General features: G+C 62.7%; 15 protein-coding genes. 3 read left to right on the top strand and 12 right to left on the bottom strand.

What is annotated here, in order from left to right; genetic code table 11:
* Positions 1 to 89 precede the first annotated feature (89 nt).
* Positions 90 to 2,135 (bottom strand): bifunctional 2',3'-cyclic-nucleotide 2'-phosphodiesterase/3'-nucleotidase, encoded by a 2,046-nt coding sequence (locus FLM52_08005; GenBank protein NVN55726.1) that lies wholly within the window; start codon positions 2,133 to 2,135, stop codon positions 90 to 92.
* A 56-nt stretch (positions 2,136 to 2,191) separates the two neighbouring features.
* The gene (locus FLM52_08000) at positions 2,192 to 3,448 is read right to left on the bottom strand and encodes a CynX/NimT family MFS transporter (protein NVN55725.1); all 1,257 of its coding nucleotides are present in this window, start codon (positions 3,446 to 3,448) and stop codon (positions 2,192 to 2,194) included.
* Between the two features lie 156 nt (positions 3,449 to 3,604).
* On the opposite strand from FLM52_08000, the gene FLM52_07995 reads away from it, so the two are divergent.
* Positions 3,605 to 4,483 (top strand): helix-turn-helix transcriptional regulator, encoded by an 879-nt coding sequence (locus FLM52_07995; GenBank protein ID NVN55724.1) that lies wholly within the window; start codon positions 3,605 to 3,607, stop codon positions 4,481 to 4,483.
* Positions 4,484 to 4,492: 9 nt separating this feature from the next.
* Here FLM52_07995 and FLM52_07990 read toward each other — a convergent pair whose 3' ends face one another.
* The 7 genes from FLM52_07990 to FLM52_07960 all read right to left on the bottom strand — a co-directional run bounded on the left by FLM52_07990 (position 4,493) and on the right by FLM52_07960 (position 12,145).
* Entirely contained in the window at positions 4,493 to 5,212 is a 720-nt protein-coding gene (locus FLM52_07990; protein ID NVN55723.1) for an aspartate/glutamate racemase family protein, read from the bottom strand.
* Between the two features lie 172 nt (positions 5,213 to 5,384).
* A complete protein-coding gene (locus tag FLM52_07985; GenBank protein ID NVN55722.1) occupies positions 5,385 to 6,665 on the bottom strand; it encodes a TRAP transporter large permease in 1,281 nt (426 codons plus the stop codon).
* Between the two features lie 4 nt (positions 6,666 to 6,669).
* Positions 6,670 to 7,227: a TRAP transporter small permease gene (locus FLM52_07980; protein ID NVN55721.1), complete on the bottom strand. Its 558-nt coding sequence runs from the start codon at positions 7,225 to 7,227 to the stop codon at positions 6,670 to 6,672.
* 135 nt (positions 7,228 to 7,362) lie between these two features.
* The gene (locus tag FLM52_07975) at positions 7,363 to 8,343 is read right to left on the bottom strand and encodes a TRAP transporter substrate-binding protein (protein ID NVN55720.1); all 981 of its coding nucleotides are present in this window, start codon (positions 8,341 to 8,343) and stop codon (positions 7,363 to 7,365) included.
* Positions 8,344 to 8,469: 126 nt separating this feature from the next.
* Positions 8,470 to 9,678, bottom strand: coding sequence for an aminotransferase class I/II-fold pyridoxal phosphate-dependent enzyme (locus FLM52_07970; protein NVN55719.1), 1,209 nt, complete (start codon positions 9,676 to 9,678; stop codon positions 8,470 to 8,472).
* 9 nt (positions 9,679 to 9,687) lie between these two features.
* A complete protein-coding gene (hisD, locus tag FLM52_07965; protein NVN55718.1) occupies positions 9,688 to 11,004 on the bottom strand; it encodes a histidinol dehydrogenase in 1,317 nt (438 codons plus the stop codon).
* 127 nt (positions 11,005 to 11,131) lie between these two features.
* A complete protein-coding gene (locus FLM52_07960) occupies positions 11,132 to 12,145 on the bottom strand; it encodes a D-cysteine desulfhydrase (protein NVN55717.1) in 1,014 nt (337 codons plus the stop codon).
* Between the two features lie 400 nt (positions 12,146 to 12,545).
* On the opposite strand from FLM52_07960, the gene FLM52_07955 reads away from it, so the two are divergent.
* The gene (locus tag FLM52_07955) at positions 12,546 to 13,451 is read left to right on the top strand and encodes a LysR family transcriptional regulator (protein NVN55716.1); all 906 of its coding nucleotides are present in this window, start codon (positions 12,546 to 12,548) and stop codon (positions 13,449 to 13,451) included.
* 108 nt (positions 13,452 to 13,559) lie between these two features.
* Complete coding sequence (locus FLM52_07950) at positions 13,560 to 13,778, top strand: TIGR02450 family Trp-rich protein (GenBank protein ID NVN55715.1); 219 nt, start codon at positions 13,560 to 13,562, stop codon at positions 13,776 to 13,778.
* A gap of 97 nt (positions 13,779 to 13,875) precedes the next feature.
* Here FLM52_07950 and FLM52_07945 read toward each other — a convergent pair whose 3' ends face one another.
* From FLM52_07945 to FLM52_07935, 3 genes are read right to left on the bottom strand one after another with little or no spacing between them, the layout of a single operon-like run.
* Positions 13,876 to 15,060 (bottom strand): pyridoxal phosphate-dependent aminotransferase, encoded by a 1,185-nt coding sequence (locus FLM52_07945; protein ID NVN55714.1) that lies wholly within the window; start codon positions 15,058 to 15,060, stop codon positions 13,876 to 13,878.
* 2 nt (positions 15,061 to 15,062) lie between these two features.
* Positions 15,063 to 15,743 carry a TetR family transcriptional regulator gene (locus tag FLM52_07940; GenBank protein ID NVN55713.1) on the bottom strand — a complete coding sequence of 227 codons (681 nt, stop codon included), beginning with the start codon at positions 15,741 to 15,743 and terminating at the stop codon, positions 15,063 to 15,065.
* Positions 15,744 to 15,794: 51 nt separating this feature from the next.
* On the bottom strand, positions 15,795 to 16,529 hold the full coding sequence (locus FLM52_07935; GenBank protein ID NVN55712.1) for a class II aldolase/adducin family protein: 735 nt from the start codon (positions 16,527 to 16,529) through the stop codon (positions 15,795 to 15,797).
* Positions 16,530 to 16,543: the final 14 nt, after the last annotated feature.

Here is a 16,543-nt window from a genome sequence, read left to right as displayed (position 1 = left end):
AAAAAACGCCAGTCAGCAATTGCTGACTGGCGTTTTTTCCCACCTGAATCCAGGCCAGGAACGACGTGCTCGACAATGTGCTGCCTTGGCTATTCCATCCGGTCCAGCCCGACGCGATAACGGGCAAAGCCCATCTCGTCCTGATCCACCAACGTCATCGGGTAGACCGCCTGGGCATCAATGAACTGCTGCGCATCCTCGCCGGGGGCGGTGGTGAAGCGAATGTCCAGCGGGGTATCGGTGTCGATCACGGCCAGCCGCCAGTTGTGATCCGCCGCGGGGTCCACCGCGCCCTGCTGCTGCGTCTGGCGCGAGATGTACTGGGCCAGAATGCTGCGATTTTCATCCGGTGACGCGAAAGCGATATGCGACTCTCCGGTGCCGGGGAAGTCCTCGCCGTAGGCGCGATAGTTGTTGGTCGCGAGCAGGAAGACCTCGTCGTCCTTGACCGGCTCGCCCTGGTAGGCGAGTCCCTGAATACGGTGGGCATCGGCGTCGATCAGCGCGCAATTGCCGTCGTAACGCACCGGCTGCGTGACATCCACCCGGTACTCGACGCCATCGATCACGTCGAAGTTGTAGCTGCGGAAACCTTCCCAGTTGATCAAGGGCTGGGGCGTGGCGAGATCCGGATCAATGCGATGGAACTGGCCGGCGCTGCACTCGAGCCATTCCCGCACTTCCCTGCCGGTGACCTTGAGCGCCACCAGCGTATTCGGATAGAGATAGAGATCGGCGGCATTGCGGAAGCTCAGCTCGCCCGCCTCCATCTCGGTGAACTGGGTCGGATCATTGTGACGGCCGCCGACCTTGAACGGCGCGGCTGCCGAGAGAATCGGCAAGCCTTCCAGGTCCGGGTCGCCTTCGACGAAGCGTTTGACGTAATCGGCCTGGGCGCGATTGACGATCTGGATCGTCGGGTCGTCCTGCACCAGCGCCAGATAGCTCTTCATCGCCGCACTGGCGCGTCCGATGCTGCGATTGACGTACTCGCGCGTGGCGTCGTGCTCATGATCGACCAGCGCCGCCAGTTCGGCATCTTCCGCCACTTGCGCCTCGCCCCCTACCTGAATAGGGCGGGCTTCTGTCTGGCCGCTCACTACCCGCCACTGGCCCGAGGCATTGCTCAGTTCGAGATCCATCACGCCCACATGGCTGCCCCAGTGCCCCGGCATCATCGCCGGCACGCCATTGAGGGTGCCCCTGGCGATATCGGCCCCCGGTACCTCGGCGAATTCCTCGCTGGGGAAGACGGCATGGGCATGCCCGAAGGCGATGCCATCGATGCCCTCGACCTGCGAGAGGTAATACACCGAATTCTCGGCCATCACCCGGTAGGGGTCGGTCGAGATGCCGGAGTGCGGGATGGCGATCACCACATCCGCGCCCGCCCGGCGCATCTCGGGCACCCAGCGCCTGGCGCTCTCGGTGATGTCCTCGGCCGTCAGGCGGCCCTGGAGGTGCTTGCGGTCCCAGGTCATCACCTGCGGCGGTGCGAAGCCGATATAGCCAATCTTCAATGTCTGAGCGTTGCCCTCACTGTCGGTGAAGGCATGGGCGGTGATCTGGTAGGGCGTGAAGTACGGCTCGCCTGTCGTGGCGTCCAGCAGGTTGGCGTTCACATAGGGGAACTGCGCGCCGGACAGCGCCCGTTCGAGATACTCGAGCCCGTAATTGAATTCATGATTGCCGATATTGCCGACATCGTAATCCAGCTGATTCATGACCTTGTAGGCCGGGAAGACATCACCCTCCTCGAGACCTTCTGCCGCCATGTAATCGCCCATCGGGCTGCCCTGGATGAGGTCGCCATTGTCCAGCAGCACGCTGTTGGCTACCTCGGCACGCGCCTGCTTGATCAGACCTGCCGCGCGTACCAGGCCGATGCGCACGCTGGGCCGGTCCTTGTAATAGTCGTAATCCATCACGTTGGCGTGGATGTCGGTGGTCTCGATCACGCGCAGTGACAGCGTCGCGGCATTGGCTGGCTGAACGATCATGAAGATACCTCCGAGACTGGCCAGGCCAAGGATGGCTGCCCGCAAAGGCGGCTTGCGCCGACGTCCGGGGTGCTGCGCAACAGCTGGCGAGTCAGACGCCCGTTGATCTTCGCTAGCCGATGAAGCATTCGCCATCTCTCACTTCCTTGTCATGGGGGGATGTGCCAGTGCCCCTTGGGGGCAGCGCTCCATTATTCAGATGCCGACGCCTCAGGCAACTGGCGGTCTCTGCCCGCCAGCCAGCCGACACCTGCCATCAGCACACTGAGGACGGCGCAGACCATCAGTGCCAGCTGCCAATTGCCCTGCATATCGTAGAGCGCGCCGATCAGCGGCGGCCCCATGGCCGCGAGCAGATAGCCCAGCGTCTGCGCCATGCTCGACAGTGAAGCCGACTGCATGGCATCACGCGCCCGCAGCCCCATGAATGACAAGGCGAGAATGAAGCTGGCCCCGGAGCCCGCGCCCAGCAACAGCACCCACACCAGTGCCCACTTTGGCATCAGCCATAGCCCGATGAATCCCGCCAGCGACATGCAGGGCGTCGCGAAGGCGATCAGGCGTTGATCCTTCAGGCGCGGCATCAGGGGCACCAGAATCAATCCCGGCAAGGCCGAAGCCAGCTGGAGTAGACCATGCAACGAGCCCGCCTTCTCGGCTGAGAAGCCATTGTCCGCCAGCATGCTCGGCAGCCAGCTGTTGACGGTATAGAACAGCAGCGAATTGATGCCCATGAAGAGCGTCACCTGCCAGGCCAGTGGCGAATGCCACACGGCTGCCTGACGCACCGGCCGCGCGGCACCCTTCTCGACGTCCTTCTCGGCACCCTTCTCGGCTTCCTTCGCCGCCGCCGGCAGGGAGCGACGTGACAACTGCGGCCACCACACCCCCATCGTCACCAATGGCAAAACGACCACTATGAGCATCGCGTACTGCCAGCCAGCGCTGCTGCCCTGTGCCAACGGCACCATCAGCGCCGAGGCGATGGCGGCCATGATGCCCATGGTCAGCACATAGCAGGAGGTCAGCAGCGCGACATGCTGCGCAAAGCTGCGTTTGACCAGACTGGGCAGCAGCACATTGCCCACGGCAATGCCCGCCCCGATCAGGCCGATACCCAGATAGAGGGCCAGCATGCTGCCCTGCACCCGCAGCACGATGCCCGCGGCGATCGTCACCAAGGCGAGGAAGAGACTGCGTTCAAGCCCGAGACCTCTGGCGAGGCGCGGCACCCAGGGCGAGACGACGACGAAGGCCAGCAGCGGCAGAATCATCAACAGGCCAGCCGCCGTGGCATTGAAGCCCAGCGCCGCCTGCAGGCGCTCCAGCAGTGGCGCGATACTGGTGAAGGGCGCACGCAGGTTCATGGCGATCAACAGGATACCGGCGATCAATACGGCCGGATGGCTCAGTCGCCGGACAGGAGATGAGTGGCAGAGTTCAGTCATGAGGCGCTCGCAGCGATCGTGAAACGGGGTAATGGCGGGACGACACCCAAGAGATGAGTCCGCACACAGAGTGAGGCTAGCTTAATCCCCTCGCCCACTGCAGAATTGAGCCATCATGACATCAGATCACTGAAATCAGACAATCTGCGAGCCGCTATGTCAGTGACCACACCCGTTCTACCGCCATCGCCCGGGGTCAGCACCCGCGGCCCCGATCAGGTGCCCTTCTCCAGCAGCGTCTGCGAGCACGACCCGGACATCTACGAGATTCCGGCCAGCGCCCTGCATGTCGAGACCGGCCAGCAGGTGATGGAAGTGCCGATCCACCAGCATCGCAAGGGACAGCTGGTGATCGCCCTGCATGGCGTGGTGACCAGTCGCGTACCGGAAGGTCTGTGGATGGTGCCGCCGCACAGCGGGGTCTGGATTCCCGGCAACCTGCCCCACAGCAATCATCTGACCCGTGGCGGCCGCGTCTGCCACCTGTTCATCGAGCCCGGTGCGCTCGAGATGCCAAGCCACAGCTGCACGCTGTCGATCTCGCCCCTGCTGCGTGAGCTGGTGCTGCGTCTGGCGGAGCTACCCCAGCCATATCCTGAACAGGGGCCGACAGCGCGGCTGGTCGGCGTGCTGATGGAAGAGCTGGCCTGCATGCCAAGCGAACGTCTGCACCTGCCCTTGCCCGAAGACCCGCGGCTGACCCGCATCAGCGATGCCCTGATCAAGACCCCGGACGACCGACGCACCCTGGCCGAGTGGGCGAGCGAACTGGCGATGAGCGAACGCACCCTCGCCCGGCTTATCCAGCGTGACACCGGCCTGAGCTTCAGCCGCTGGCGTCAGCAACTGCACCTGGTGGTGGCGATTCGCCTGCTGGCCGAAGGCATGAGCGTGCAGCGCGTCTCGGAAGACGTCGGCTATCAGTCCGTCAACGCCTTCATCAGCATGTTCAAGAAGCTGCTCGGCACTACACCCGCCCGCTACCTGCAGGAACGCGAGCAACGCCGCTCGGGCAGTGGCATGGGCGGCGCGTGACGGCGACGCTTACTGAGTGGCCGCCTGTGCCACGCTGACGGCCAGCGCTTCGACGGAATCCACGATCGGCAGCCGGTCATCGAGCAGATGGCTGATAATGGAGAGCTCGGTGCAGGCCAGCACCAGCACATCGGCTTCCTGCGCCACCAGGTCAGCGGCGGCCTGACGGAAGGCTCCCCCGACGGCGTCATCACTCACCTGGCCTTTCTTGACGCTGCGGATCACCTCCAGCATCGCGTCCTCATCCTGGGGATAGGCCAGCGACAGACCACGCGACTCGATGAAGCCTTCGTAAAGGCCAATCTTGCGCAGCGCCGGGGAACACAGCATGCCGACACGTGCGCCCGGCCACTGCGCCGCCACCCAGTCCAGGGTGCGCTCGACGATATGCCACACCGGAATCGAGACGGCGTCCTGCGCATCCTGCCAGTAGTAGTGGGCCGTGTTGCAGGGCATGACCAGAAAATCACACCCGGACTGCTCCAGTCGCTGGGCCATTTCCGCGATGGCAGGCCCCGGAGAGACATCGCCCCCTTCCAGCAGAGCCTTGATGCGCGACGGCACCTTGGGATTGTTGTCGACCACCATGTGTACATGATTGATGTCGTCCTCGGCCGGTGTGGCCTGGATCACCTGCTGCATGAAGGCCACCGTGGCATCCGGCCCCATGCCGCCCAACACGCCCACGACGATATGTTCTGCGCCCGAGGCGTCATGCGAGCTTCTCATTGGTCGTTCTCCGACAAAACTCTCACTGAAGATCAAGGCTCGAGAGGATGGCGACGTGGCCGGCATCCTCTCGAGAAACTGTTTCATGAGGCACTGTTCACGAAGGGCTGTGTTTACGAGCCACTGTGTTGACGAAAACAGTGATGACGAGCCACTGCCCTCCGCTGGGCCGCTAGAAGCCCATCATATCCGGCAGCCACATTGTCAGCTGCGGCACGAAGGCCAGCAGCAAGGCGATCAGCACCATGGTGCCGACCAGCGGCAGCGCCCGCACCGAGATTTTCTCGATGGACACGTTGGCGATGCTGGAGCTGATGAACATGTTCTCGCCCAGTGGCGGGGTCGAGAAGCCGATCCCGAGACTCACCACCAGCACGATCCCGAAGTGCACCGGGTCGACGCCCAGCTCCACCATGACCGGCAGCAACACCGGCGTGACGATCATGATGGTGGCCAGAATCTCGATGAACATGCCGACGATCAGCAGGAAGGCGATCACCAGCACCCACACCAGCCACAGGCTGTCGGTGATGTTGAGGATGCCCTGGGCGATCATGGCCGGAATGTGATGCTCCACCAGGATGCGACCGAAGGCGGTAGCGGTGAACATGATGATCAGCACGCGACCGGTCAGCCAAGTCGTGTTCTGGAAGGCTTCATTCAAGCCCAGCAGCGAGGACTCCTTGTGAATGAAGACACCGACGAACAGCGCATAGAAGATCGAGACGACGGCGGCTTCGGTCGGTGTGAAAAGACCGCTGTAGATGCCGCCGAGGATGACCACCGGTGCCATCAGTGACCAGAAGCCCTCCTTGAGTACCTTGAAGACACGCGCCTTGTCGTACGGCTCGCCCTGGGCCTGATAGCCGTTGCGCTTGGCGGTGATGTAGTTGGCGATCATCAGGGCCGCCCCCAGCATGATGCCCGGGATGACACCCGCCATGAACAGCGCCGAGATCGACTCGTTGGCGGTCACCCCGTAGATGACCAACGGCATGCTGGGCGGAATCACGACGCCCAGTCCGCCAGCGGTGGCGGTAATCGCCGCCGGATAGCTGCGGCCGTAGCCACGTTCGATCATCGCCGGAATCACCAGCATGCCCACGGCCGCCGTGGTCGCCGGCCCCGAGCCGGAGATGGCGCCGAAGAACATGCAGGCCATCACCGCTGCCGCCCCCAGGCCACCTGCGGCCGGGCCCGCCAGCTCTTCGGCGATACGAATCAGACGCCGCGCGATGCCGGCGTCGCCCATCAGGGCGCCCGCCAGAATGAAGGATGGCAGTGCCATCAGCGGGAAGGAGTTGATCGCCGAGAACGCCAGCTCCACCAGCGAGGTGATGTCATCACCACTGACGACATAGACCGCCATGGACGCCACCCCAAGGGCAACGACGATGGGTGAGCCCAGAAACAGCAGTGCACCGAACAGAGAGAACAGAATAGTCGCGGCCATGGCATCAGCCTCCCATCTTGGCGGTGCGGGTGTCATCGGCGGCATCCGGGGCCCCTTCCGTGATGCGCTTCACTTCCTCGTCGTCCACGTTGCCGGGCTCGATGCCTCTGACCAGCTTGAGGAACTGCACCTGCAATACGCGAAAGGCCATCAAGGTGAAGGCCACGGGGAAGATGTAATAGACATAGGCGAGCGACCAGCCGAGCGCTGGGGACTCATAGGGAAACTCGGTGAGAAGCCCGATCAGATCCAGGCTCTTGTAGGCGATGATCAGGCTGAAGAGCGCCCAGATAAGGTCGACAAACAGCAGGATGGCGTTGGCCACCTTGCGCGGCAGCAGATTGATATGGGTCTGCAGCCGATTGTGGGCACTCAGGTGAGCCGCGTGTGCAGCCCCCAGGAAGACGAACCAGACGAAGGCGTAGCGTGCCAGCTCTTCCATCCATGCCATGCCGATACCGAACACGACACGCAATACCACTTGGGAAAACAGCAGGAGTACGAAGACCGCGAGTAGAAAGCGGCAGGCGTAATCCTCGAGATTGTTCAATCTGGCCAACATGCGAGCCTCCTTCACGATGAACTGTGAGAGGGATACCAGCACTGTCTGGTATCCCTGCTCGATAGCATTGAACGCAGCGGGGGTCGCTCAGGCGTCATTCACGCTGACGCCGCGAGCGACCCCGCCCACTCGGGCTCAGTGGCCCAATGCTTTCTGCAATTCGTCGAAGGATTCCTTGCCGCCGATCTCTTCATAGAACTGCGGCCAGACTTCTTCCTTGGCAATGCTGATCCACTTGTCCTCGTCGGTCAGCTGGGCGGACTGCACCCCTTCAGCTTCCATGGCAGCACGCGCCTGAGAGGCCTCGGTCAGCTGGAATTGAAGCGCATAGAGCTGGGCTTCCAGGCCGGCGCGATCGATGATCTCGCGCTCCTCGTCAGAGAGCTTGTTGTAGGTACGCACCCCCATGACGATCGGCTGCAGGGAGTACTGGTAGTGGACCTCGGTCAGATACTTCTGCACTTCCTGGAACTTCATCGTGTAGTTGACGATGTCCGGGTTGTCCTGGCCATCGATCACGCCCTGCTGCAGACCGGTGAAGACTTCCGGCCACGACATGCTGATCGGGCTGGCGCCCCAGGCCTGATAGGTGGCGAGCATGATCTTGTTCTGCGGCACACGGATCTTCATGCCTTCAAGGTCTTCCAGCGACGTCACCGGACGCTTGGAGTTGGTCAGATAACGGAAGTTGGAATACAGCCAGCTGACGATGTGGACGCCGGCCTGTTTCTCGGCGATCTGGTTCCATTCATCCGCCAGCGGGCCGGTGGTGGCCTTGACGGCATCCGCATGGCTACGCAGTGCATAGGGCATGGTGAGCGCGCCGAGGCGCGGCGCGTAGGGCGTCAGATTGCCGACGCCGATCAGCGCGAAGTCCAGCTTGCCGATGCGCGTGTCCTGGATCATGCCGGTCTCGGAGCCCAGCTGACCGCCCGGGAACAACTCCACCTGCATCTCGCCATCGGAAAGGTCCTCGACCAGTTCCTCGAAGCGCTGTGCAAGCGCGCCCTGATCCGAATCCATCGGATCGCCCATGCCGACCTTGAAGGTCTTGGCCTGAGCGGTCGCTGACATCGCCAACATCACTGCGGTTGCCAAGAGAGCTTTATTGAACATTGTTATTACTCCACTGGTTGCGGGTCCACATGCCCTTTCACCAGGACATGCGGCTTGAAGATCATGTGGCTTTCAAAGCGTTATCGTTATGGGTTTATCCCCGTCACCTGCTGCCGCCGGGCATAGTCACGCGACGGTCGAGACAGGTCGTGCGCTGTGCAGAGCGTCCTGGATCAAGTCAGCGATGACCTCACAGTCCTGGACGTCGAAGGTCAGCGGAAGGCGCAGATCACACAGTGACGCCAGTACACGATCGGCATTAGGCACCGCACGATGGCTGCCCAGATAGGCCCAGCTGTCGTAGCGGCTGGTGTAATCCTCCGGCAGCGGCTTGCCGTACCATTTCACCGGTAACCCACGCGCTTCACAGCCTGCGATGAAGGCGGCGATCTGCTCGTGGGTGCACTGTGCCAGCGTGAACTGGATGGAGCTTCCGACGTAGCCTTCCAGCGGGCCACGCAGGATGGGCGTGACGCCCTCCATGGCTGCGAGCCGGTCCTGCATGCGGGCATACAGGGCATTCCAGCGCTCACGACGCTCTGCCAGCTCTCTCAGTTGCGGACGCAGGATGGCGGCACGCAGATTGTCCATGCGACCACTCATGTTGGGTGTCTGCAGGCGCGTCTCGGCGAAGCTCTCCGCGGCCGGCGCCGCTAGGTGGCGGTCGTACAGCATGTAGGAGCCCGACAGGATGATAGCGCGTCGCATCACTTCATCATCGGCGGTCGCCAGCAGGCCACCTTCACCGGAATTGACGTGCTTGTAGGTCTGGGTGCTGTAGCAGCCGACCTTGCCGAAAGTGCCGCTGGGCTTGCCGTCGTAGCTCGCGCCCATGGTATGCGCGCAATCCTCGATCACCGTGATGCCGCGGCTGTCGCAGACCTGCATGATCGCGTGCATGTCGCCGATATGGCCGCGCATGTGCGAGAGCATGAAGAAACGGGCCCCGCTCTGATCTGCCGCACGCGCCAGATCCTCCGGATCGACGGTGGTGTCCTCGAGGATGTCCACCAGCACCGGCTCGCCACCGGCGGCGACGATGCTGCCGGGCACCGGGGACAGGGTGAAGGCGTTGCACAACACCTTGTCACCGGCCTCGAGTCCGCAGGCGCGCAGTGCCAGCTGCAGGGCATAGCCGCCAGAGGCACAGGCCAGCGCATGGGGAATGCCCAGACTCGCTGCAAATTCCTTTTCCAGCAGCGCCGTTTCGCCCTGCTCGCCTTCCGCTAGGTTGTAGCGATGCAGGCGACCACTGCGCATCACAGCGACAGCAGCCTCGATGGCGGTATCGGAGATGGCTTCCTGCTGGGTGAATGACTTGGCAAAACGACGCATGTGGCCTCCTCAATACCGCTTCTGGGCATAGACGGGGAAACCCCAATCCTGCTCGGGGAAGTATTTGGTGAGGCGCCAGTCACAGGCACGGGCATGGCCTTCCATCCCTTCGGTACGCGAGATGCGCGAACCGACGGCACTGAACTTGAGGTTGGCTTCGGCACTGAGCTGTTGCGTGGTCAGTACCTTCATGAACTTGTGGACATTCAGACCGCCGGAGTAGCGACCGGCGCGCTTGGTCGGCAGGATGTGGTTGGTGCCGGAACACTTGTCACCGTGGGTGACGGTGCTGCCTTCGCCCAGGAACAGAGAGCCGTAGTTGCTGAGGTTCTGCTTCCACCACTCCAGATCCTCACACAGCACCTGCAGGTGTTCGCAGGCGTACTGATCACTGACCTGGACCACTTCTTCGCGGGTGTCGCACAGGATGACTTCGCCGTAGTCGCGCCAGGCGGCGTGGATGACCTCGGCGTTGGGCATGTCGTTGCCGACCAGCGGCACCAACTCGATGACGCGGCGCGCGACCTCTTCACTGGTGGTGAACAGCCAGACCGGCGAGTTCGGGCCGTGCTCCGCTTGGGAAACGAGATCCACGGCGATGGTCATCGGGTCTGCCGTGTGATCGGCGATCACCGCCGATTCGGTGGGACCGGCGAAGACGTCGATGCCGACCTGCCCGAACAGCAAACGCTTGGCTTCGGCCACGAAGGCATTGCCCGGACCGACGAGGATGTCGGCTTCACGCCCGCCGAACAGCCCGAAGGCCATGCTGGCGACCGCATGAACGCCGCCCATCTCCAGGATACGGTCGGCACCCGCCACGTGCATGGCGTAGGCCACCGCCGGATTGATGCTGTCACCGCGCGGCGGCGAACAGGCCGTGATGTGTTTGACGCCGGCGGCCTTGGCCGTGGCGACGCTCATCAACGCCGAGGCGGCGTGCGCGTAACGTCCGCCCGGCACGTAGCAACCCGCGGCATCGATGGGCAGCACGCGCTGACCCAGCACGACACCCGGCTCGGTCTCGATCTCGAAGGACGTCAGACTGTCGCGCTGCGCTTCGGCGAAACGACGGATCTGGCGATGGGCGAAATCGATATCGTCCTTGACACTCTGCGGCACGCTCTCGATCAGCGTGGCCAGCTTTTCCTCGCTGAGGACGAAGTCGCCGCTCCAGTTGTCGAACTTCTCGGCATACATGCGCACGGCGTCTTCACCACGCGAGCGAATGTCCTGCAGCATGTCCTGGACGATGGCCGTGGTGCGCTGATCTTCCTCTGCCACGCCGTCGGCAGCTTCAGCCAGCTTGAGGTGTCTGATTGTCATTGTGATTCCCCGAAAACTGCTGTGATCATCACGCTCCCTGCCACCAGGGCCGGGGAGCGTGTCGTTACGGGATGCGTCAGTCACGCCGCTGTCGTCAGGCGGGACGCATCACTGGCCGCGAACGCTATCAGGCCTGGTAATCCGCGAAGTTGAAGGCGTCCGGGTAACCGAACAGGGCCACGGCGCCGCCGGTGTGCAGGAAGACCACGTTCTCGCCTTCCTTGAAGTGTCCCTTGCGCACCAGGTCGATCAGACCAGCCATGCCCTTGCCGGAGTAGACCGGGTCCAGCAGGATACCTTCCTGCTGAGCCAACAGCGTGACGGCCTCGATCATGCTTTCAGTCGGAATGCCGTAGCCTTCACCGACGTAATCGCAATTGGCGACGACATCTTCGCGCTTCACCACGCCAGACAGGCCCAGCTTGGCTTCAGTCTTCTGCGCCAGCGCGAAGACATTGCCTTCCTGCTTGTCCTTCGGGGCCCGCACGCCGATGCCGAGTACCGGAATGCCGGAGTTGCAGGCGGTCAGGCCCGTCACCAGACCCGCCTGGGTCCCGGCGCTGCCGGTGGCGTGCACGAGGTGATCGATCTTGAGGCCCATGTCGTTGGCCTGGGACAGCAGCTCGAGGGCGGCATTCACGTAACCCAGCGCGCCGATCTCGTTGGAACCACCCCCCGGGATGATGTAAGGCTTCTTGCCCTTGCCGATCAGCTTGTCGGCCAGCGCTTCCATCTCGGCTGCCATGTCGGCCCCACCTTCACGCTTGGCGACCGTCGCGCCATGCAGCTGGTCGAGGAAGACGTTGCCGTTGTAGTTGTAGCTGCGGTCGTCGCTGCCGGTACGGTCTTCCAGCAAGATGTGGCACTCAAGACCCAGCTTGCAGGCAGCGGCAGCGGTCTGACGCGCGTGGTTGGACTGGGTAGCGCCTTGGGTGATGATGGTGTCGGCGCCCTGCTCCAGCGCGTCCGCCATCAAGAATTCCAGCTTGCGGGTCTTGTTGCCACCGGTGGAAAGCCCGGTGCAGTCATCACGTTTGATCCAGAGACGCGGCCCACCCAACAGCTTGCTCAGGTTGTCCATCGGCTCCAGCGGAGTCGAGAGGTGACCAAGACGAACACGGGGAAAACGGGACAGATGCATACGAGCCTCCAGGCGAGTCATTGTTGTCATAGGGGGTTACTCTCATAACGACGTTCGTCGAATGTGTGACATCACTCCGGCACGCCGCCGAGCGGTCTTCTCAACAGTAAACCGCGATTCTCGCCAGTCCCAATGCCATGTTTCTCAAAGTTTGTTACTTTTCTGCATGACCAGATCTTTGCTCTGGTCCGACTCAGGCATCCAGAAGATCGCCATGCCCGCAACGCCGTCTGGCAGTCATATCCATTGCCTGTCACCCCTGGCCCTTCGGCGCTGCCCCACCATAGACGAACCATGGATGGTCCATGCTCCGGGGGTGTGCGTGCGGGCTTCACCCCAACAAGCACTCGGTGCATGATGGCCGACCTCCAACAACAACCGACATCTCCTCAGGCGACGCATGAAGATCGAATGGATCGAAGACTTTCTCGCATTGATCGAGGCCGGAACCTTCTCGCTGGCAGCCGAGCGACGCAACGTGACGCAACCCGCCTTCTCGCGCCGGATACGGCAATTGGAAGAGTGGCTGGGCGTCGAGCTGGTCTATCGTCAGTCGCAGCGTATGATCCTCACCGAGCACGCGCTGGAATATGAGCAGGAAATGCGGGAATGGCTGGCGCGGCTCTACACGTTGCGCAGCCGCTTGCGCAGCGAGGCCCGCCAGGGACCGAAGGCGATCATCACCACCCAGCACACCCTCACCGTCAGCTACCTGCCGCGATTGCTGCGCTATTTCCGGCACAACTCTCCCGAAGCCGGACTGCAGGTAAAATCACTGGATCGCAGCGAATGCCTGCAACTGTTCGAGCATGACCAGGCAGACCTGCTGCTGTGCTCCGAACTGCAGGGGGCACCGATCTTCGATGACAACGGCGACACCCAGCGCATCTCGCTGGGGCTGGAGCGGCTGCTGCCGGTGTGCGCCCCGGACGCCCAGGGGCGCCCCCTGCACCTGCCGCGCAGTGACCAGCGTCTGCCCTTGATCGCCTATGATCCGGAGAGTTTTCTGGGCCAGATTCTGGCCTCGCCCTACCTGATGGACCTGCAGCGCGCCCAGGACATCGACATCATCTGCGAGACGTCCTTCACGCTGGGCATTCGTGAACTGGTGATGGCCGGATTGGGAGTCGGTTGGCTGCCCCACGGCCTGATCGAGGATGATCTGGAGAGCGGCAGACTGGTCTCGCTATTGGATGATCTGGGCGGCCCGACCCTCGAGGTGGCCTGCTATTGCCGCCGTGGCAAGCACAGCGCGGCGACCGAGTCGCTGTGGCAACTGCTCAACGAGAGCCCACCCTCGGTGTAAGCCCACCTGGCGCTCACCTGTCTGCCGAGCACTGACTGGACCAGAACTGGCTGGGCTGGCACTGACAGGTCCAGCACGCAGCTGCCAACCGTTTCTTGAGGAACCAGCATGAATCGAATCAACCCCGACAAGCTGTTGCAGAGCAAATGGACTGCCGTGTCTCCCAAGAATCGTGAGCGACATTTCATCGTCACGCGCCTGATTCGTGATGAGCAGGACGAGCATGTGGTCGAGGTCGTGTTGCAAGCGGTACTGACCCGCAAGGATTACACTCTCGCCTGGCGCGAGCTCAAGGCAGATGACGTCTGGCAGATGGGCTGGAAATGATGGCCCGGCATGAGCACCGTTGAACGCAGAAACGCCGCCCGAGGGCGGCGTTTCTGCGTTCAGGCGACGGATCTACCCATGATCCCAGACCACGATCTCAGGCCACGACCTCGGCTTCCAGCTGGTCACACAGCATGGCCATGCGCTGCACCGCTTCCAGCAGGGTGTCATCCGGTACGGTCAGGGCGACACGCACCAGGGGGGTACCGCAATCACCGAACACACTGCCGGGCATCACCGCCACCTGCTGCTGTTCCAGTAGCCGCCAGGCGAATTGCTCACCGTCAAGGCCGGTGCGGGAGACATCGACCATCAGGAACATGCCCCCCTGTGGCAGACTGGAGGACAGCTGCGGGATGGCCGCCAGCGCCTCATGCACCAGACGCGCGCGGCGCCCGAGAGAATCACGCAGACGCTCGGTAGTATCGAAATCCCCGCGCAGTGCGGCTTCGGTCATGTCGGCGATAAAAGGCTGGTTGCCGAACAGCATGGTTTCCGAAACAGGCAACAATCGACGACAGAATTCCGCCGAGCCGATGGCCCAGCCACTGCGAAAGCCTGTAGCGGCATGGCTCTTGGAAATGGAGGACACCACCACGGTGCGCTCACGCAGTGCCTCTATTTCCAGCGGCGAGACGAATTCGCCCGTGAAGATCAGCGCTTCATAGACCTCATCGCAGACGATCCACAGATCATGCTCGCGACACAGCTCACCGAGCTGCTCGAGAGTCGCACGGTCCATCACCGCCCCGGTCGGGTTGTGTGGGGTATTGAGCAGCAACACACGGCTCTGCGGCGTGATGGCCACGGCCAGATCCCGTGGCTGCAACACGAAGCCATGCTCCATGCGCAGCGGTACCGGCTGCAGGTTACCGCCGGCGCCACGTATCACGCCTTCATAGGTGGCGTAGTAGGGGTCGCCGGTCAGCACGCCGGCCCCCTCTTCCACCAATGCCAGCATTACCGCGAACAGTGCCGTCTGCGTACCAGGGAAACACAGCACGTTGTCTGCGCTGATATCGGGCATGCGCGCGGCGTAGCGCTCGGCCAGTGCCGCGACCAGCCCCGGTTCACCACGGCCATCGGAATAGCGGGTACGACCGGCGCGCAGCGCCTCGACACAGTGCTCGACCAGGGCCGGATGCGTGGCGATATCCGGCTCGCCGATGGTCAGCTCGATGACCGGCTCGCCGGCCTGGATACGCTGGCGGGCGGCGCTGTGAACGGCCCATTTGTCACCGCCCAGATCACTCAGTCGTTCGGTAATGGTGGCGTAGCGCATGCTCAACTCCTGTGGGATGGGGATGGGGGTGGGGTCGCGATGACGACGTGCTCAAGCAAGGTGCCCTGGGGCAGTCGCAGAATGCCCTCTGCCGCCCGTATGGCGATCACCGGCAGCCGCTCGACCGGATAGAGGCCGTGTTCCAGCCCACCTTCCAGCCACAGGCCATCGATCAAGCCATTGAGGGCGATCGCCTGCTCCTGACATTCGCTCTCGGTGGCGGGCAGCGCGTGGGCATTCAGTACCGGCTGGACCAGCTGTGCGAGCAGATCGAGAAACTCGCGATAGGTTTCCTGGTGCACCGCCGAATAGCTGGCATCGTGGCGCACCCGACCGATGAAGGTCGCCCACAGGGAGATCTTGTGGGCAGCCAGGTTGGGCTGCGTCAGACTCGCCGCGATGAAGCGCGCCAGACGACACGCCGGGGAGTCATCGCTGGCTGGGCTGGCATCGGCGATATCGGAGGTCAGCTGGCCCATCATGTAGGCATAGGCTGCCCGTACCATGTCGTCCTTGGTACCGAAGTGGTGACGAATCAGCCCGGGCGAGACGCCGGCTGCCTCTGCTACGCGGCGCACGCTGGTGCCAGCCAGACCGTGCTGCGCGACACAGCTCAGGGTGGCCTCCAGCAGATCGCGACGACGCTGATCCTGGGAAAGCCGCTGAAATGCCTTGCGACTCATGTCAGCAACTCCTGTTGTGTGTCACTGATGCGCGCAGCAAATTGGCAATACTCAACAACGATAATCACAGCCAAGACTCTCCAGCAGTCGCAGATGAGCGTCCCATTCCAGTGCCAGATCACCCTCCTCGTGAATGGCCATGTCGTACTGACCGACCACATGCTCACAGATCTCGGGTGACAGGCGGCGCACCGGCTGACCCATGGATAGGGTCGCGACCTGAATCTCGCAGCTGCGCTCGAGATAGAACATGTTGTTGAACATCTCGGCGGCAGAGGCACCGGTAGTCAGCAGGCCATGATTGCGCAGGATCAGTGCCGGATTGTCGCCAAGGCTTGCCACGATGCGTTCGCGCTCATCCAGATCCAGCGCGATGCCCTCGTAATCGTGATAGGAGACGCGACCATGGAACTGCAGGGCGATCTGATTCAGGGGCAAGAGCCCTTCTTCCAGACTCGACACCGCCACGCCGGCGCGCGTATGGGTATGCATGATCCAGCTCGCGGAGTGACTTGCCGCATGAATCGCCGAGTGAATGGTGAAACCGGCCGGATTGACCCGCGCGGTGCTGTCATCGACCTTCTTGCCGTTGACGTCGATCTTGACCAGCGAGGACGCCGTGATCTCCTCCCAGCGCCAGCCGTAGGGATTGATCAGAAAATGCCCTTCCTCATCCGGCACCCGCGCCGTGATGTGGGTGTAGATCAGATCGGTCATGCGATAGTACGCTGCCAATCGGTAGCAGGCCGCCAGATCCAGGCGTGCTTGCCACTCCGCGTCACTCATGGTCGATGCCGGCA

This window comes from bacterium Scap17 (genome assembly GCA_013376735.1).
In the GTDB taxonomy this organism is placed as follows: domain Bacteria; phylum Pseudomonadota; class Gammaproteobacteria; order Pseudomonadales; family Halomonadaceae; genus Cobetia.
The sequence above is the reverse complement of the archived record's forward strand: the minus strand, read 5'-3'. Positions and strand labels throughout refer to the sequence as shown.

Excerpts from the sequence above, each read along its gene's own strand:
- FLM52_08005 (NVN55726.1), bottom strand. The coding sequence starts at position 2,135 with ATGGCGAATGCTTCATCGGCTAGCGAAGATCAACGGGCGTCTGACTCG.
- FLM52_08000 (NVN55725.1), bottom strand. The coding sequence starts at position 3,448 with ATGACTGAACTCTGCCACTCATCTCCTGTCCGGCGACTGAGCCATCCG.
- FLM52_07995 (NVN55724.1), top strand. The coding sequence starts at position 3,605 with ATGTCAGTGACCACACCCGTTCTACCGCCATCGCCCGGGGTCAGCACC.
- FLM52_07990 (NVN55723.1), bottom strand. The coding sequence starts at position 5,212 with ATGAGAAGCTCGCATGACGCCTCGGGCGCAGAACATATCGTCGTGGGC.
- FLM52_07985 (NVN55722.1), bottom strand. The coding sequence starts at position 6,665 with ATGGCCGCGACTATTCTGTTCTCTCTGTTCGGTGCACTGCTGTTTCTG.
- FLM52_07980 (NVN55721.1), bottom strand. The coding sequence starts at position 7,227 with ATGTTGGCCAGATTGAACAATCTCGAGGATTACGCCTGCCGCTTTCTA.
- FLM52_07975 (NVN55720.1), bottom strand. The coding sequence starts at position 8,343 with ATGTTCAATAAAGCTCTCTTGGCAACCGCAGTGATGTTGGCGATGTCA.
- FLM52_07970 (NVN55719.1), bottom strand. The coding sequence starts at position 9,678 with ATGCGTCGTTTTGCCAAGTCATTCACCCAGCAGGAAGCCATCTCCGAT.
- hisD (NVN55718.1), bottom strand. The coding sequence starts at position 11,004 with ATGACAATCAGACACCTCAAGCTGGCTGAAGCTGCCGACGGCGTGGCA.
- FLM52_07960 (NVN55717.1), bottom strand. The coding sequence starts at position 12,145 with ATGCATCTGTCCCGTTTTCCCCGTGTTCGTCTTGGTCACCTCTCGACT.
- FLM52_07955 (NVN55716.1), top strand. The coding sequence starts at position 12,546 with ATGAAGATCGAATGGATCGAAGACTTTCTCGCATTGATCGAGGCCGGA.
- FLM52_07950 (NVN55715.1), top strand. The coding sequence starts at position 13,560 with ATGAATCGAATCAACCCCGACAAGCTGTTGCAGAGCAAATGGACTGCC.
- FLM52_07945 (NVN55714.1), bottom strand. The coding sequence starts at position 15,060 with ATGCGCTACGCCACCATTACCGAACGACTGAGTGATCTGGGCGGTGAC.
- FLM52_07940 (NVN55713.1), bottom strand. The coding sequence starts at position 15,743 with ATGAGTCGCAAGGCATTTCAGCGGCTTTCCCAGGATCAGCGTCGTCGC.
- FLM52_07935 (NVN55712.1), bottom strand. The coding sequence starts at position 16,529 with ATGAGTGACGCGGAGTGGCAAGCACGCCTGGATCTGGCGGCCTGCTAC.